Origin of the sequence: Pseudomonas sp. LAIL14HWK12:I10 (assembly GCF_900184205.1) — a bacterium.
Lineage (GTDB): Bacteria > Pseudomonadota > Gammaproteobacteria > Pseudomonadales > Pseudomonadaceae > Aquipseudomonas > Aquipseudomonas kermanshahensis.
In genome coordinates this window covers 85,877-102,201 of the sequence record NZ_FXWU01000007.1, presented here as the reverse complement: position 1 = coordinate 102,201, position 16,325 = coordinate 85,877, and the positions used below count along the sequence as shown (strand labels likewise).

Annotated in this window: 11 protein-coding genes; 4 read left to right on the top strand and 7 right to left on the bottom strand. The window is 62.0% G+C overall.

The features are described 5' to 3' along the window. Positions 1–48 precede the first annotated feature (48 nt). The 4 genes from QOS90_RS16990 to QOS90_RS16975 form a co-directional block, all read right to left on the bottom strand. Entirely contained in the window at positions 49–1,005 is a 957-nt protein-coding gene (locus QOS90_RS16990; protein WP_085274052.1) for a FecR domain-containing protein, read from the bottom strand. After that, positions 1,002–1,520 carry an RNA polymerase sigma factor gene (locus QOS90_RS16985; RefSeq protein ID WP_027594337.1) on the bottom strand — a complete coding sequence of 173 codons (519 nt, stop codon included), beginning with the start codon at positions 1,518–1,520 and terminating at the stop codon, positions 1,002–1,004. Before QOS90_RS16985 ends, QOS90_RS16990 begins: the two co-directional genes overlap by 4 nt. Positions 1,521–1,754: 234 nt before the next feature. Continuing rightward, a complete protein-coding gene (locus tag QOS90_RS16980; protein WP_027594338.1) occupies positions 1,755–2,465 on the bottom strand; it encodes a 3'-5' exonuclease in 711 nt (236 codons plus the stop codon). Continuing rightward, positions 2,462–4,399, bottom strand: coding sequence for a DUF294 nucleotidyltransferase-like domain-containing protein (locus QOS90_RS16975; protein ID WP_085274053.1), 1,938 nt, complete (start codon positions 4,397–4,399; stop codon positions 2,462–2,464). The genes QOS90_RS16980 and QOS90_RS16975 overlap by 4 nt, the downstream gene beginning before the upstream one ends. 179 nt (positions 4,400–4,578) lie before the next feature. Here QOS90_RS16975 and QOS90_RS16970 point away from each other — a divergent pair, with 179 nt between their 5' ends. Further along, positions 4,579–5,028, top strand: coding sequence for a response regulator (locus tag QOS90_RS16970; protein ID WP_256215050.1), 450 nt, complete (start codon positions 4,579–4,581; stop codon positions 5,026–5,028). Positions 5,029–5,158: 130 nt separating this feature from the next. Here the strand turns inward: QOS90_RS16970 and QOS90_RS16965 are convergent, their stop codons facing one another. Then, positions 5,159–7,336, bottom strand: coding sequence for a malate synthase G (locus tag QOS90_RS16965; RefSeq protein WP_027594341.1), 2,178 nt, complete (start codon positions 7,334–7,336; stop codon positions 5,159–5,161). Positions 7,337–7,789: 453 nt separating this feature from the next. On the opposite strand from QOS90_RS16965, the gene QOS90_RS16960 reads away from it, so the two are divergent. Next, positions 7,790–8,308 (top strand): glycine cleavage system transcriptional repressor, encoded by a 519-nt coding sequence (locus QOS90_RS16960; RefSeq protein WP_027594342.1) that lies wholly within the window; start codon positions 7,790–7,792, stop codon positions 8,306–8,308. A gap of 334 nt (positions 8,309–8,642) precedes the next feature. Here the strand turns inward: QOS90_RS16960 and rarD are convergent, their stop codons facing one another. Both rarD and QOS90_RS16950 read right to left on the bottom strand, forming a co-directional pair. After that, on the bottom strand, positions 8,643–9,530 hold the full coding sequence (gene rarD, locus QOS90_RS16955) for an EamA family transporter RarD (RefSeq protein ID WP_085274054.1): 888 nt from the start codon (positions 9,528–9,530) through the stop codon (positions 8,643–8,645). A gap of 64 nt (positions 9,531–9,594) precedes the next feature. After that, entirely contained in the window at positions 9,595–10,569 is a 975-nt protein-coding gene (locus tag QOS90_RS16950) for a serine/threonine protein kinase (RefSeq protein WP_085274055.1), read from the bottom strand. A gap of 760 nt (positions 10,570–11,329) precedes the next feature. Here QOS90_RS16950 and QOS90_RS16945 point away from each other — a divergent pair. Together QOS90_RS16945 and QOS90_RS16940 are read left to right on the top strand one after the other, a co-directional pair. Next, the gene (locus QOS90_RS16945) at positions 11,330–14,980 is read left to right on the top strand and encodes a DUF1592 domain-containing protein (RefSeq protein ID WP_159455786.1); all 3,651 of its coding nucleotides are present in this window, start codon (positions 11,330–11,332) and stop codon (positions 14,978–14,980) included. A 1-nt stretch (position 14,981) separates the two neighbouring features. Continuing rightward, a complete protein-coding gene (locus QOS90_RS16940; RefSeq protein ID WP_085274057.1) occupies positions 14,982–16,325 on the top strand; it encodes a DUF1552 domain-containing protein in 1,344 nt (447 codons plus the stop codon).

The window sequence follows — 16,325 nt, the reverse complement described above, 5'->3', positions numbered from 1 at the left end:
GCAGCGCAAGGCTGCTCCTACAGCGGATGGCGTTTGAACAACAGATCGCTATTTGGCCTTGACGGTCACCCACCACGGCGTATGCCGCTCGATCTGCACCGGCAGTGCCGGCTCCAGCGACGCCAGGGCTAGGTCGGTGTCGGTCAGCGGGAAGCTGCCGGTGACACGCAGGTCGGCAACTTCGTCAGCCACCCCGAGATGGCCGCTGCGGTAATGCCCAAGCGCGGCCAGCAAGTCAGCCAGGCGCACGTTGTCCACCACCAGCATGCCGCGGGTCCAGGCATCGGCGCCGACGGCGACTGTGCCGACCTGGCCAAGCCCGTTGGCATCCATGAGCACCTGCTGGCCTTCGCGCAACACCTGCTCGTCGCCACTGTTCAGCGGCATGGCCGCGACCGAGGCCTGCAGCACTTCCAGGCGTGTGCCCTGTGCCTCACGGCGTACCAGGAAGCGTGTGCCCAGCGGGCGCAGGCGACCGTCGTCGGTGCGTACCAGCAACGGGCGTGGGTCTTGGTGGCCAGTCTCGACCGAGATCTCGCCCTGGTGCAGCACGATCACCCGTTGCTCGCCTTGGTAGTCGATATCCACCGCGGTATGGGTGTTCAGGCTCAGCAGGGTTCCGTCTTCCAGGCGCAGGGTGCGCAGCTCGCCGGTGGCTGTGCGTTGGTCGGCGAGCCAGTAGTTCGGTGACAGCGAGGGGGCGCCGACCCAGGCCAGCAGCGAACCCAGCAGCAACATCCCGGCCAGGCCGCTGCCAACCTTGCCGATGCGCCGCCGCAGCCCGGCCCGCGACTGCAGCAGTGCCTGGCGCGCAGGCCCGGCAGCGGCGCTCACGCGCTGGTCGAGGCTGCCCAACTGGCGCCAGGCGCGGGCATGCTCTTCGCTGGCGGCGTGCCAGCGCATGAACGCGTTGCGCTCATCAGGCGTGCCACTGCCTTCATCCAAGCTCAGCTTCCAGGCGATGGCCGCTTCCAGGACGCGGGACGATACCGGTGAGCCGTTCACGTCGGCTCCCCGTACAAGGCCACATAGCACTGGCGCAAGCCTTGGGCGATGTACTGGCGTACCCGCGAGACCGAAACGCCAAGGCGCTCGGCGATGTCGGCATGGCCCATGCCGTCCAGGCGGTTGTACAGGAAGGCCGCCCGCGCTTTGCTCGACAGCTTGCCCAGCAGGCGGTCGATGGCTTTGAGGTCTTCGAGAATCAGGTGTTGGGTTTCCGGGGAGGGGTGTTCGGCTTCGGGCAGCAGGGCGAGCTCGGCCAGGTAGGCCTGCTCCAGCGCGGTGCGGCGGAAATGGTCGAACATCAGCCCCTTGGCCACGGCGGCCAGAAAGGCGCGCGGCTCGCGGGGCGTTTCCAGCCGATCACGGCCGAGCAGGCGCACGAAGGTGTCCTGGCTCAGGTCTTCGGCACGCTGACGGCAGGCCATGCTGCGTTGCAGCCAGGCGAGCAGCCAGCTGCGATGGTCGCGGTAAAGCGCACCGACCAGCTCGGCGTGTGGGCTGTGTGCAGAAGACAAGCAGCGTCCCCCCGGAACGAATGCATTAACTAACGATAATTATTCGCGATTGTTGCAGAGGCAGGGGGCGGGGCGCAATGGACGCTTATCGGATTGCCACTATGGTGCTGTGTTTCCTATGCCGGCCCCTTCGCGGGCAAGCCCGCCCACAGGATCTCACTGGCTTCAAGGGCAGCGCATTCCCTGTGGGAGCGGGCTTGCCCCGCGAAAGGGCCAGTGGGGCCATCATAAAATTCACAGGCCGTGACTATGCACCTTGCGCCGACGCCACCCCCGCAACCGCTGCTCCAGCTGCAACGGGCTGTCCAACTGCTGGCGGCGGGCCTGGCTGAACAGGATCAAGGCCAGCTCAGCAGTCACCTGGGCATCGGCACTGGCATGGTGGCGCTCTTCCACCTGCAGGCCAAAACGCGCAACCCAGTCATCCAGCCCGGCTTCGCGCAGCACCGTGTCGGGGTTGAGCATCGGCGCCAGTTCGGCAACATCGAGAAACGGCAACTGCAGGCGATAGCCCAGGCTTTCTTTCAGCGCACGCGCGAGCATGCGCTGGTCGAAGGGCGCATGGAACGCCAGCACTGGGCTATCGCCAATGAAGTCGAGCAGGTCGAGCAAGGCCTCGACCGGGTCGCAGCCGGCCGCCAGGGCACTGGGCCCCAGCCCGTGGATCAACACGCTGGCGTTGGTCTTTTGGGTCGGGCGGTACAGGGTGCGTTCAAACTGCTGGGCAAAGTCGATGGCGCCGTCTTCAATGGCCACCGCGCCAATCGACAACACCTGGTCACGGTTGGGGTTGAGGCCGCTGGTTTCCAGGTCCAGCACCACCCAGCGCTGTTCACGCAACGTGCACACCCCCAGCGCCGACGGCTTGGGCAACTGCGCCAGGCGCTGGCGCGAGGCGTCGTCCAGGTCGGGCATGCTGGGGCGTAGCCAGGCGAACAGGCTCATAGCTGGTACCGCAAGGCCAGGCTGCTTTGCAGGCGCTGCGCCTGGCGCAGCGACTCCCGCAGAATGCGCCGGTCCAGGTGGTTGAGGCTGTCGGGGTCGACGCGGTTGGAGTAGGGCAGGTTATCGCGGGTCTGGCGCTGGTGCTGCTGCATGCGGGTTTGCTGGATGAAGTGGTAAGCCTCTTCATACGCTGCGCCGTCGAGTGGCTCGATGACGCCTTTCGTCACCAGTTGGCGCAAGCGCTCGAGGGTGTTGCAGGCACCGATGCCATTGGCCAGGGCCAGCAACCGCGCGCCATCGACGAAGGGCGTCAGGCCCTGCACCTTGAGGTCGAGGGTGGCGGCCTTGTCATTGCCTTGGCGGGTCAGCACGAATTCACGCAGGCGGCCCACGGGTGGGCGCTGGCGCAGGGCGTTGTCGGCCATCATGCGCTGGAAGAGGCGGTTGTCGGCCACCTGCGCCAGCAGGCTTTGGCGCAGTTGCTCACAGCCTTGCTCGTCACCCCAGACCACGCGCAGGTCGAAATAGATGCTCGAAGCCAGCAGGTTTTCCGGGCTGGCCTCGCGGACGAAGCCGGCAAAGCGCTGTGCCCATTCGCTGCGTGACAGGCACAGCTCGGGGTTGCCGGCCATGACATTGCCTTTGCACAGGGTAAAACCGCACTGGGCCAGGCATTGGTTGATGTACTGCGCCAGTGGCAGCAGGCGGGCTCGGACCGCGTCGGCTTCGGCGCTGTCGCGGGCTTCGAACAGGATGCCGTTGTCCTGGTCGGTGTGCAGGGTCTGCTCGCGCCGCCCTTCGCTGCCGAAACACAGCCAGCTGAAGGGCACGCCTGGGTCGCCGCGCTCGGCCAGGGCCAGTTCGATGACCCGGCAGACGGTGTGGTCGTTCAGCAGCGTGATGATCTGGGTGATCTGCGTCGACGAGGCGCCGTGGGCGAGCATGCGCTCGACCAGTTGGCTGATTTCACCGCGCAGGGAAACCAGGGTTTCCAGGCGCGGTGCATGACGAATGGTACGCGCCAGGTGCACCAGGTCGACCCGTTGCAGGGAGAACAGGTCACGTTCGGAGACCACCCCGCACAGGCGCTGGTTGTCCACCAGGCAAACATGGGCGATGTGCCGCTCGGTCATGGCCATGGCGGCGTCGAAGGCGCTGGCCAGCGGGCTGAGGTAGAACGGTTTGGCGGTCATGTGCTGCTCGATCGGCGCACCCAGGTGGGCATCGGCGGCGGCTACCACCTGGCGCAGGTCGCGCAGGGTGAAGATGCCGATCGGGTAGCGTGCGGGGTCGACCACGACAATGCTGCCGACCTGCTGCTCGTGCATCAACCGCACGGCGTCGCGCAGCGGCATGTCGGGGCTGCAGACCACCGGGTGACGCATGGCCAGTTCGCCCAAGGGGGTATTCAACGAGTACTGGGTGCCGAGGGTTTCCACGGCACGTTGGCGCACTTGCTGGTTGACCTGGTCGAGCAGGCTGCTGACCCCGCGCAGGGCGAAGTCGCGGAAAGCTTCCGACAAGGAGAACACGCGGATGAACGCGGCCTTGTTCAGTTGCAGGCAGAAGGTGTCCTCACCGGCCAGGTGCTCGGTGCGGGTGGCACGCTCGCCCAGCAGCGCGGCCAGGGGGAAGCACTCGCCGCTGGTGATCTCGAAGGTGGTTTCCACCCCGGGTTTGACCAGGTGCTGGCGCTCGCCCACGACGCGCCCCTGCTTGACGATGTAGAAGTGTTCGACTGGGCCATCGGCGGGTTTGACGATGCTTTCGCCGCTGGCATAGAAGCGCAGCTGGCACTGCTCGACCAGATACGCCAGGTGGCCGTGCTCCATCTGGTTGAACGGGGGGAAGCGCTGCAGAAACTGCAACGTGCCTTGTATGTTCTGTAGCACAGCCGTCCTGCCCGCCTGGCTGTAGGCGTCCTTTTTACTCATGAAGCTGACCGTATCGCTACGCCGAACTATATATATCTATATATAGGTGCCGGCCTTGTTGTTCTCGGTCCCCATGGTCGGCTGGCTGCGCTGTGGTGCCCATTGGACGTAAGTCTATGAGCGGCGTGTGATCAATATCGCAAGATGCGGTCTTACCGTGAGCACGACTTTTTGACGAGATGACCATGGTTGAGCATGACGACCTCCTGAGTGACGCCGAACGCGAGGCACTGGCCGTGGTAAGTGCGCCTGTTGCGCCCCGACCGGTGGTGCTGGTGGTCGATGACAATGCCGTGAACAGGAAGGCGCTGAGCTACTACCTGAAAAGCAGAGGCATCGATTGCATGACGGCCGACGGTGCTCTTGAAGCGCTGTGGAAGCTGCACTGGGAACCCAGAATTGCCCTGATGATTACTGATCTGCGCATGGAACCCAAGGATGGAATGGCGTTGATCCGGCAGATTCGTGAGTCGAGGTGGGCTGCGTTGTCGATCATCGTGGTGTCGGGTGACACCGATGTGAAAGAGGCGGTGGATGTGATGCACCTTGGGGTGGTGGATTTTCTGCTCAAACCTGTGGATCTGGAGAAACTGCTGGGGTTGGTAAAGAAAGAGTTAAGGCTCAAGTAGGTCGGTTGCTTGTGCCATAGCATTCGCGGGCAAGCCCGCTCCCACAAGTACCCCATCGCATTCGAGCTGAGTGGGGTACCTGTAGGAGCGGGCTTGCCCGCGAATGGGCCGCACAGCGGCCCCTTGCGATTTACAGCCCGTTACGCGCCTTGAACTCGCGACGGCGGCGGTGCAGCACCGGCTCGGTATAACCGTTCGGCTGCTTGCCACCTTCGATCACCAGCTCTACAGCCGCCTGGAACGCGACGTTATCGTCGAAGTTCGGCGCCATCGGGCGGTACAGGGCGTCGCTGGCGTTCTGCTGGTCAACCACCACCGCCATGCGCTTGAGGCTTTCCAGCACCTGCGCCTCGCTGACCACGCCATGGCGCAGCCAGTTGGCCAGCAACTGGGCCGAGATGCGCAAAGTGGCGCGGTCTTCCATCAGGCCGACGTTGTTGATGTCCGGCACTTTCGAGCAACCCACGCCCTGATCGATCCAGCGCACCACGTAACCGAGGATGCCTTGGGCGTTGTTGTCCAGCTCGTTGCGGATCTCTTCGTCCGACCAGTTGGTGTCGGCAGCCAGCGGGATAGCCAGGATGTCGTCGACCGACGCCGGGGTGCGCGTAGCCAGCTCGCGCTGACGTGCCTGCACATCGACCTTGTGGTAGTGCAGGGCATGCAGGGTCGCGGCAGTCGGCGAAGGTACCCAGGCGGTGTTGGCCCCGGCCAGCGGGTGAGCGATCTTCTGCTCAAGCATGGCGGCCATCAGGTCGGGCATGGCCCACATGCCTTTGCCGATCTGCGCACGGCCTTGCAGGCCGGTGGCCAGGCCGACGTCGACGTTGTTGTTCTCGTAAGCGCCGATCCACTTCTCGTTCTTCATGGCGCCTTTGCGCACGACAGCGCCGGCTTCCATGGAGGTGTGGATTTCGTCACCGGTGCGGTCGAGGAAGCCGGTGTTGATGAACGCTACGCGCTCGGCGGCTGCCTTGATGCAGGACTTGAGGTTGACCGTGGTGCGGCGTTCCTCGTCCATGATGCCGACCTTGACGGTGTTGCGCGGCATGCCCAACAGGTCTTCGACCTGGCTGAAGATTTCGGCGGCAAAGGCCACTTCTTCAGGGCCATGCATCTTCGGCTTGACGATGTACACGCTGCCGGTGCGGGTGTTCTTGCGGCTGGTGTTGCCGTTGAGGTTGTGCAGGGCGATCAGGTTGGTGAACAGCCCGTCCTGGATACCTTCCGGGATTTCGTTGCCCTGGGCATCGAGGACCGCCGGGTTGGTCATCAGGTGACCCACGTTGCGCACGAACAACAGCGAACGACCGTGCAGGGTGACGCTGCCACCGTTAGGCGCGGCGTACTCGCGGTCTGGGTTCATGGTACGGGTGAAGGTCTTGCCACCCTTGTTCACGCTTTCGGCCAAGTCGCCTTTCATCAGGCCCAGCCAGTTGCGGTAGACGATGACCTTGTCATCGGCGTCTACAGCCGCAACCGAGTCTTCGCAGTCCATGATGGTGGTCAGTGCCGATTCCATCAGGATGTCTTTGACGCCGGCGGCATCGGTGCTGCCGACCGGGGTGCTGGCATCGACCTGGATTTCGAAGTGCAGGCCGTTGTGCTTGAGCAGCACGGCGGTCGGCGCGGCGGCGTCACCGACGAAGCCGATCAGTTGTGCGTCGTCACGCAGGCCGCTGTTGCTGCCACCCTTGAGGGCGACCACCAGCTTGCCGCCCTGGATGCTGTAGGCGGTGGAGTCGACATGCGAGCCCGCAGCCAGTGGCGCGGCTTCGTCGAGGAAGGCGCGGGCGAAGGCGATGACCTTGTCGCCACGCGCTTTGTTGTAACCCTGGCCTTTCTCGGCGCCGCCTTCATCGCTGATGGCATCGGTGCCATACAGGGCGTCGTAGAGCGAGCCCCAGCGGGCGTTGGCGGCGTTCAGGGCGAAACGGGCGTTCATCACCGGCACGACCAGCTGCGGGCCGGCCATGCGGGCGATTTCTTCGTCCACGTTTTGTGTGGTGGCCTGGAAATCGTCGGCTTGTGGCAGCAGATAGCCGATTTCCTGGAGGAAGCTTTTGTAGGCTACGGCGTCATGGGCCTGGCCTTTGCGTGCCTGGTGCCAGGCGTCGATCTTGGCTTGCAGCTCGTCGCGCTTGGCGAGCAGGGCTTTGTTCTTTGGAGCGAGGTCATTGATGATCTTCTCTGCACCTGCCCAGAACTGCTCGGCGACGATGCCGGTCCCTGGGATGGCTTCGTTGTTCACGAAGTCGTACAGGACCTTGGCGACCTGAAGGCCACCGACTTGAACGTATCCAGTCATTGCTTGCCTCACTCTGCTCAGCTATTTCGCTCTTCTGTATTAAGCCTGTAGCGCTTCTCTAAACACGGCACCAGTGCATGCCCTGGGTGAATGAACCCTAGGGCGGCTGGGTGCGGCCTGCCAGACGGGCTGGCGGGCAGTGTGCGTATTTTCACAGGCGCCTTGGCAGACATCCAAACGACGTTTTGTAGTCCGCGCCACGGGATACTACATGAAGCAGTAGGCGGGGCAAAATCAGACTAAAAGCGTCGTTGTGCGACCCGTTGGTCGCGTATGGTCACGCTGGGAGTGGGTATGTTCGCAAAAAACAGGTGGATTGTTCCAGATAAATCTTGAAACAGTACACGATTCGTTATGTCGATTGCCCTGCGGCAGGTTGCCGCGCCTTGCCTATACTCAATCGATCCCCCGGTTTATCGCCGCCCAGCGCGGTTCGACGCAGAGGAAGGGCTTGTGGATCATCTTGTACTCACTGTGATTGCCCCTGACAAGGCCGGCCAGGTCGAACGCATTGCCCAATGCATCGCCGACCACAGCGGCAACTGGCTGGAAAGCCGCATGTCACGCATGGCCGGGCAGTTTGCCGGCATCTTGCGGGTGGCGGTGCCGGCAGAAAATTACACAGAGCTGGTGGCGTCGTTGCAGGGCTTGGCGCGGTATGACATTCGCGTGCTGATTGCCGAGAGCGGCATCGAGCCCTCGTGCACCTGGAAGCCGATCGCCATGGAGCTGGTGGGCAATGACCGGCCGGGGATCGTGCGTGATATCACCCGGCTGCTGGCCGAGCTTGGGGTGAACCTGGAGCGCTTTACCACCGAGGTGCGGCCTGCACCGATGAGCAGCGAGCCGCTGTTTCATGCCAATGCGCTGTTGGCGCTGCCGTTGACGTTGTCGCTGGATGAGCTGCGGCAGCGGTTGGAGAGTTTGGCGGATGATTTGATGGTGGAGTTGGAGTTGCGGGCGGAGGATTGATTTGGGATTGCCGGGGTCCGCTTTGCGGCCCATTCGCAGCACAAGGCTGCTCCTACAGGTACCACGCAACCTCTGTAGGAGCAGCCTTGTGCTGCGAATGGGCCGCGAAGCGGACCCCAGGGTTATCCCCCATTTCACAGGTACGGCCCTGTGGATAACCTGGGGGCGCACCTCTCCAGCCCAGGTAACATGCGCCTTGCAAGGTTTTGATCAAAAAACATCCAAATATCAGCGGCTTGTGCACAAAGCACGGGGACGAGGGTGTGGATAACCTCTGGAGATGTCTCTGCAAGCCATGGCTGGCGTACCTTGCAGAGTTTTGATCATTTTTTGATCAGGCGCGTTTGCGCAAATTCAACCAGGCATCGACGCTATAAATCGCCAAACCCGCCCAGATGAACATAAACGCCACCAACGTGCTCGACGACAAATGCTCGTCAAACAACAACACTGCCTGCAGCAATACCAGCGTCGGCGCCAGGTACTGCAGGAAGCCCAAGGTGGTATACGGCAGGTGGCGTGCGGCGGCGTTGAAGCACACCAGCGGTACCAGGGTCACTGGCCCTGCCGCCATCAACCACAACGCTTCGCTGCTGGTGTAGAACGCGCCCTGCGCGCTCAGGGCAGCGGGGTGCAGCAACATCCAGCCAAGGGCCAGCGGCACCAACATCCAGGTTTCCACTACCAGGCCCGGCAGCGCTGCCACCGGCGCCTGTTTGCGGATCAACCCATAGAAGCCGAAGCTCAGCGCCAGCACCAGAGACACCCAAGGCAGGCTGCCCACTTGCCACACCTGCTGGGCCACCCCCACGGCCGCCATGGCCACCGCCAGCCATTGCAGGCGGCGCAGGCGCTCGCCGAGGATGAGCATGCCCAGCAACACGTTGATCAGCGGGTTGATGTAATAGCCCAGGCTGGCTTCGAGCATGCGGCCGTTGTTCACCGACCACACATACGTCAGCCAGTTACCCGCGATCAGCGCGCCGCTCAGGGCGAGGATGGCCAGCCTGCGCGGGTTGTCGCGCAGTTCGCGCCACCAGCCTGGGTGCTTCCAGACCAGTAGCAGCAGCGAACCGAACAACGCCGACCAGAGCACCCGGTGGACGATGATCTCCACGGCGGGGACGCTCTGGATGGCCTTGAAGTAAAGGGGGAACAGGCCCCAGATGATGTAGGCGCTGAGGCCCAGGATGTACCCGCGTTGCGGGTTTGCGGCGTGCATGCAGAATCCTTGCTTAGGTAGCTAAATAAAGCGACGCCTATTGTAGACAGAGGTCAGCACACATCTAGAACATTTTCAGCGGTTGTTCATCGAGGGCCGCCATCTGCTCGCGCAGTGCGAGAATCTGGTCGCCCCAGTAGCGCGGTTGGCCAAACCAAGGGAAGCTGCGCGGGAATGCCGGGTCGTCCCAGCGACGGGCCAGCCAGGCGCTGTGGTGCAGCTGGCGCAAGGCTCGCAAGGGCTCGATCAGGGGCAGTTCGCGTGGGTCGAAGTCGTGGAACTCGTTGTAGCCGTCGATCAACTCTGCCAGTTGGCCGAGGCGTTCCTCGCGGCTGCCGGCGAGCATCATCCACAGGTCTTGCACCGCTGGGCCCATGCGGCAGTCGTCGAGGTCGACGACGTGATACACCTCGTCGCGATGCATCAGGTTGCCGGGGTGCAGGTCGCCGTGCAGGCGCATCACTTTGTGCGGGGTGCGCGCGTAGATGTCCTCGACCCGTTTCAGCAGGTCGCGGGCGACGGACTCGAAAGCAGGTAGCAATTCCCGCGGTACGAAGTTGCCCTCAAGCAGGGTTTGCAGTGACGCGTGGCCAAAGTTGTCCACAGCCAATGCTTCGCGGTGCTCGAACGGGCGCGTCGCAGCCACGGCATGCAGGCGGCCGAGCAACTGGCCGAGGCGATACAGCTGGTCGAGGTTGCCGGGCTCCGGGGCATGGCCGCCGCGGCGGGGGAACAGGGTGAAGCGAAAACCCTGGTGCTCGAACAGCGTGCGGCCGTCATGTTGCAGAGGCGCGACCACCGGCACTTCACAATCGGCAAGCTCAGCGGTGAAGCGGTGCTCTTCGAGGATGGCCTCATCGCTCCAGCGGCCTGGGCGGTAGAACTTGGCGATCAGCGGCTGTGAGTCTTCGATGCCCACCTGATAGACGCGGTTCTCGTAGCTGTTCAGGGCCAGGATCCGGGCGTCGCTGAGAAAGCCGATGCTTTCAACGGCGTCCAGGACCAGGTCGGGGGTGAGGGTGTCGAAGGGGTGGGACATGAAAGCTCCGCAGGGGGAATGGGGCATAGCGCCCGCATTGTAATGACGCTCTGAGCGTCCAGCCTCCCTCAATCGGTTCGCAGGCGCAAGCAATCAAGCGCCGCCCACTTGCCGAGTACCTAGCATTTCTGCCAGTACCCACAAAAAGGATGCTGGATTACCGTCCTGCTCATCGCTCTCGCATATCGGCAGTCGCGCACGAACGGTTCAGAGATCCCGGATTCGGCTGGTCATATTGGCCACTGGAGCACCGGGGCGGTTGTCACCTGCGCATGTGCGCGGGGTGGCTTCGACAAGGAGACGATTCATGCGCCGTCTTGCTGCGTTCGGTCTTGCTGCACTGCTGATAAGCCTGGTGGGATACTTGATCCTTGTACCTTCGGGGGAGCGCTCGAAAACACGACAGGCAACGCCTGAACAGTGTCAAGCGCCTGCCTATGAAAAGCCCGCCGCTGGAGAAACCCCCTACAGCCAGGACAGTTTGGTGACCAATGTTGGCAGGGCCTTCCAATGCAAAAACGACAGAGAAGGTACTGTCGGTGCCTGGCAGTGGTGTAATCAGCCACCTTACTCCCCGGGTGAAGCATTCAACGGTAGCGAGCTCTGGCGCGATGCGTGGAACGACCTCGGTGCTTGTAATGCTCAGCCCCAGACCAACACACTGGAGCTGTCATTCAGCACAGTGACGGGCAAGGTACCGTTCACGGCATCGACGCAAGGGGTCGGGCCGGCAGGGCGGCGCAACCTTGAGGTCAGTGGCGTGCTGCGCTGCAAAGAAGAGACGATTCCGTTCTCCGGGCGTTCTGATGAAGTGCTGACTTTGCCTGACCTTCCTGCCTGCAAGTACGACCTGATCATGAACGAGGCTCAGGGTTACCTGCCGCTGACCACGCCTACCCAGGTCGAATTCAAACCTGACACGCCAGAGAAGATCAGCTTCGAGGTCAAGTTTCGCCAGCCACTGGACCTGAGCAGGCTAGTGACGCTGCCAGGTGTGAAGGTGGAGCTGTTTGCCAGCGGCCTGTATCAACCGCGGCAGATGGCGATGGGCAACCGGGTGCTTTACGTCGGCTCCAGTGCCATCCCCGTCTACACCTATGAAGCGCGCACGGCAGGGTTCGTCTATGCGATCCCGCTGGACGAGGCCGGTAAGCCAACAGGGGTGTATCTGCTGGCCTCAGGGCTGGAAGAGCCCCATGGCGTGGTGTACCGCGATGGCGACCTGTATTTCTCGACCTCCGGCAAGTTGTATCGGGTTCGCAATGTCGATGAGCACTATCGTGATGCTAAGCCTGAGGTGGTGATGAACTTCCCCGCCGACGAAGCCGATTTCCCGCTGGGGCGGCCTGGTCAGCGTATCTGGCACCAGAAGCATCCTTTGCACTTCAACCCGATCGACCCATCGGACAAGGGCCTCTATACCGCCGTCGGTATCCCCTGCAATACCTGCATCATTCCGCCAGATGGGCGTTACGGCACAGTGCTGCGCTATGACATCGAAAACGGCACCTCCCGGGTGCTGGCCAAAGGCGTGCGCAATGCGGTCGGCTTTACCTGGCACCCGGACGGCAAAATCTGGTTCACCGATAACAACCGGCAAGGCTACCTGAACTCCGATGAAGTCAACTTGATCAGCCAGGAAGGGCAGCATTTCGGCGTGCCGTATTTCTACGGCCGCGATGTGCCTGGGTTTACCCAGGAGGAATACCAGGAGCCAGGCTCCATCGTGCCGCCATTGGCCGATGGGGCGATCGTTTCGGACAAGCCATTGCACCTGCTCAAACCTGAAGATTATGAGGCGCCCGCCTATGAACTGGGTAGCAACACCGCGCCGCTGGGCATCGAGTTCTGGGAAGGGTTCTACAACGATGGCGATAATCTGCAGCGCCTGCTGGTGGCCGTGCATGGGACGGGGACCAAAGCCAGCCCAGGCATGGAACTGCGGATGCTCACGGTCAAGGACGGACGTGAGGTTATCAACCAGATCCCGCTGGTAACGGGCTGGGGAGGCTCGACAGAGCACTTCAATGTGTATTGCCTGGACGACTCGTGCCTGGGCCGCCCAGCCGACATGTTGCCATTGAGCGACAACTCGCTGCTGGTGTCTGACGACTTGGCCGGGGTGATCTATCGCATCACCTTCGACATGGGGCAAGTGGTGGGCAAGAGCCTGCTCAAACTGCAACCCACTGTGGCGCCAAGCCCCGAGGTTCGGCCACTGATGATCAGTGGCACGCTCACGGGCAGCGATGGGCGCAGCCGGCGTTTCGATGTCGCCTGGGGTGAGTCGCCACTGAGCATCAAGGGCCTGGCTGCCGGCACGTATACGGTCACACTGGACAACGTCGGTAAGCTGATACCCAGCCAGCGCCAGCAACAGGTGACGCTGAGTGACTCGCCGGACGCGCAGGTCGTGCAACTCGCCTACATCGAGCGGCCACCGTTCCAACCCGTCAAGGCCACTGTGGTTGCACCGGCCAAGCCTGCATTCAGTGGCGAGGCGCCGGCGCAGTGGGAAGTCACCCTGATCAGCGACGGCGAGGCGCAGGTTATCAAGGTGCCATGGGGCAGCTCCCAGGACGTGCTGCTGCCAGTCGGCGAGCACAAATTCAACTTCCCGTACTACCAGGGCGAACTGCCAGAGCCGACCCAACAGGTCGTGAACATCGATGAAGAAAGCCGGGATGCAGTAAAGGTTGAGATGCGCTACCAGCACGTCGCCGAACTCGGCAAACAGGTCGTGGCGACCGCCTGTGCGAAGTGCCACACCGTGCAGTACTTCCAGGATGCCAACAAGGCCATCAACTGGAGCCTGGCGGGCAAGGAAGCCCTGGTTCAGCAGATTCTTGGCATGAGCGTGAGCGGGCATTGCGATGCGTCTTGCTCGGGGCAGATTGCCGACTACTTCTACGACGAGTTGTGGGCCGGCTATCTGGACCCTGGGCAAGCATTCGGCAAGCGGCAACTGCGCTTGCTGACCCGTGACGAGTATGTGAACAGCGTGCACGACCTGTTTGCCGTGCAAGTGCAGGCCGATACGTTGCCGGCTGACAAGTTTGATAAAGAATTCAAGTACGTCGGGGAGGCAGATCTGGGGATGATCAACGCCGAAGACCTGAAGACGCTGTATGACGTGGCGTGGAATGTGGCAGGCAAGGTCGAACCGCAATGGCTGGCTCAACAGAGCGTCGAAAGCCTAGGCCATCGCGTCTTCCGACGGCCACTGAGCCCGGCTGAGTTGAGCCGGTATGAGGCCGTGAAGGCTGACCATGATGATGCCTCGCTGGTCGCAGCATTGCTGCTGTCACCTCACTTCCTGTATCGCTCTGAATTGGGCGTAACAGATGGCCGGACATCCGGTACCTATCAGTTGACCGCCAACGAACGAGCGACAGCGCTTTCGTACGCAATGCTGGGTACCACGCCGAGTGAAGAGCTCATGCGCATGGCCGAACAAGGTCAGCTCGAGACGCCCGAGCAGATGGGTGCGCTGGCTCAGCAGATGCTGATGAGTGAGCAGGGCATCGCACAGTTCAACCGCTTCATCAGCTACTACATCAAGACCAGCCGCGACATCCAGGAAAAGCCCGGGCTGAAGCCTGAGGTCATCCAGAGCATGCGGCAGGAGCAGGCACGTCTGGTGGGTGAGGTGCTCAAAAGCGGCGGGGCATTCAATGCACTGTTCAACCCTGGGTATACCTTCCTCAATCAAAGGCTGGCAGAACATTACGGCATTGCCGGGGTGACCGGAGGCGACATGCGTAAGGTCACGGTCGATGAGCGACGGGGTGGGCTGTTGCACCTGGGCGCTACCCAGGCGGCCACCTCTGACTACCAGGCTACCTCACTGGTCAAGCGGGGCATCATGATCCGCGAGCAGTTGCTGTGCCGCGAGTTCGGTGCGCCGGTCGATGCCGACCCGCAAGAGCCGCAGTATCCGCCAAGGGCGATCTCGACGCGCGAACGTTGGGACCTGGTCAACGGTGAGCAAGCCTCGGAGGGCCGTTGCTGGCAGTGCCACAAGTACATGAACGACACCGGTTCCAGCATGGAAAACTACGATGCTTCCGGGCGCTACCGCGAAACCGAGCCGGCTTACAACCATGCGCAATTCCCGGAGCAGTTGAAGATTGACGCCTCAGGGCCGTTCATCAGCAACACGGGCCTGGAGAACTGGGCAAGCGTCCACAACGTGCGCGATATCGCTCAGCTGCTGCCCACTAACCTGACGGCGCAAACCTGCATGGCCGACAGCTATTTCCGTTTCATGTTCGGCAACAAGGTTTCTGCAGGGTCGGTCGGCACGTTGAAGTCTGCCGCCGAATCGCTCAAGACCAACGGTTCGTTGATCCAGATGATTCGCGAGCTGGCTACCTCACCTGTGTTCCTCAAGCGCCAAGAGGAGAATTGACATGGACATCCTGAAGAGCCGCCGGCGTTTCCTGATGCAATTGGCTGCGGCGGGTACGCTGTTGCCGCTTAGCAGCAGTGGGTTTGCTCAATTTCTGCTGCAAGGGCAGCGGCAGGCGCCGCGTTTGAAGGTGGTGTTCTTTATCACGCCAGACGGGCTTGCGGTCGATTCGTACAAAGGCGTCTATAGCGACGGGCTGTGGTTTCCGCGTGCCGTAAGTGATGACACCGCAGACTTTGAACTCAACGTAGTCAGCCAGGAGTTGGCAGCCTATCGAGACCAGTCATTGTACTTGCAGGGTATGATCGTAGCCTCGGGTCAAGGCGGTCATGCAGGCTGGAACTACGTATTGCGTGACAGAGAGGGGAAAAGTAGTTCCATAGACAAGATTCTGGGAGATGCGATGCCTGGCACTCAGCCAACCCATCGCAGCCTGTTTGCTGGCCCGCATGCGGGCATCGACGACAATCCTTGGTATGTGTCTTGGGAGGGGGACAAGATCAGGGCGCCTCAGCAGAACCCCGTGCGTCTTTACGAGTCGGTGTTTGGTGCGACCTCCCGCGAGGTGCGCGATCGTCAAACTCGCAATGCCCATGTTTTCGACCCGATCCGCGCCGATATCGCAGAACTCAGAGGGCGCGTGGCAGGCGCCCAGCGAGAAAAGCTGGTGACTCATCTGGATGCGTTAGAGCAGGTCGCCAAGGATCTGGAAGGGGCGATACCCTCAGTTTGTGAACCGTTGTTGTTGGAAGATCACCCGATCAGTTCGGCGCAGTTCCGCAATGAAGTTCAGGCCGGCCATCACAAGGTGGTGGCCGCTGCCTTGGGGTGCGGTGTGACCCGTGTTGCGACGGTGCAGGTTGGGCGTTCTGCCGAGTCGCTGAATATTCTCGATGTCAGCGCCAGCACCAACCCCCATGACTGCGCTCACCGTTATGCTGGCGAGGAAGTTTGGAGAGGCTCCAGGCAGTGGTACACGCGGCAGGTGAAATTGTTCATGGATGAACTGGCCCGTTACAGCGACCCTGATGTACCTGGGGACCGCTTGCTCGATCATACCTTGGTGGTTTTCACCAGTGAGATGGCCGACGGCGCGCCAGAGCACATGATGAACATGCCCATGGTACTCATGGGTGGTGCCAGTGGCCTTCTGCGCAATGGCAGCGGAAATGGCCGCTATTTCAGTATCAAGAGCCAGTGGGATCGGGAATTGTACTCGGATGCAAAACTCAGGTTTGTCGACATGCAACGCATCTGGTCAACGATCGCGCTGGCCGCCGGGACCTCGGTTCCTTATGCCGGCAACGTGTCGCCGGTGACTGGCATCTTCACCAACGTAACCTGA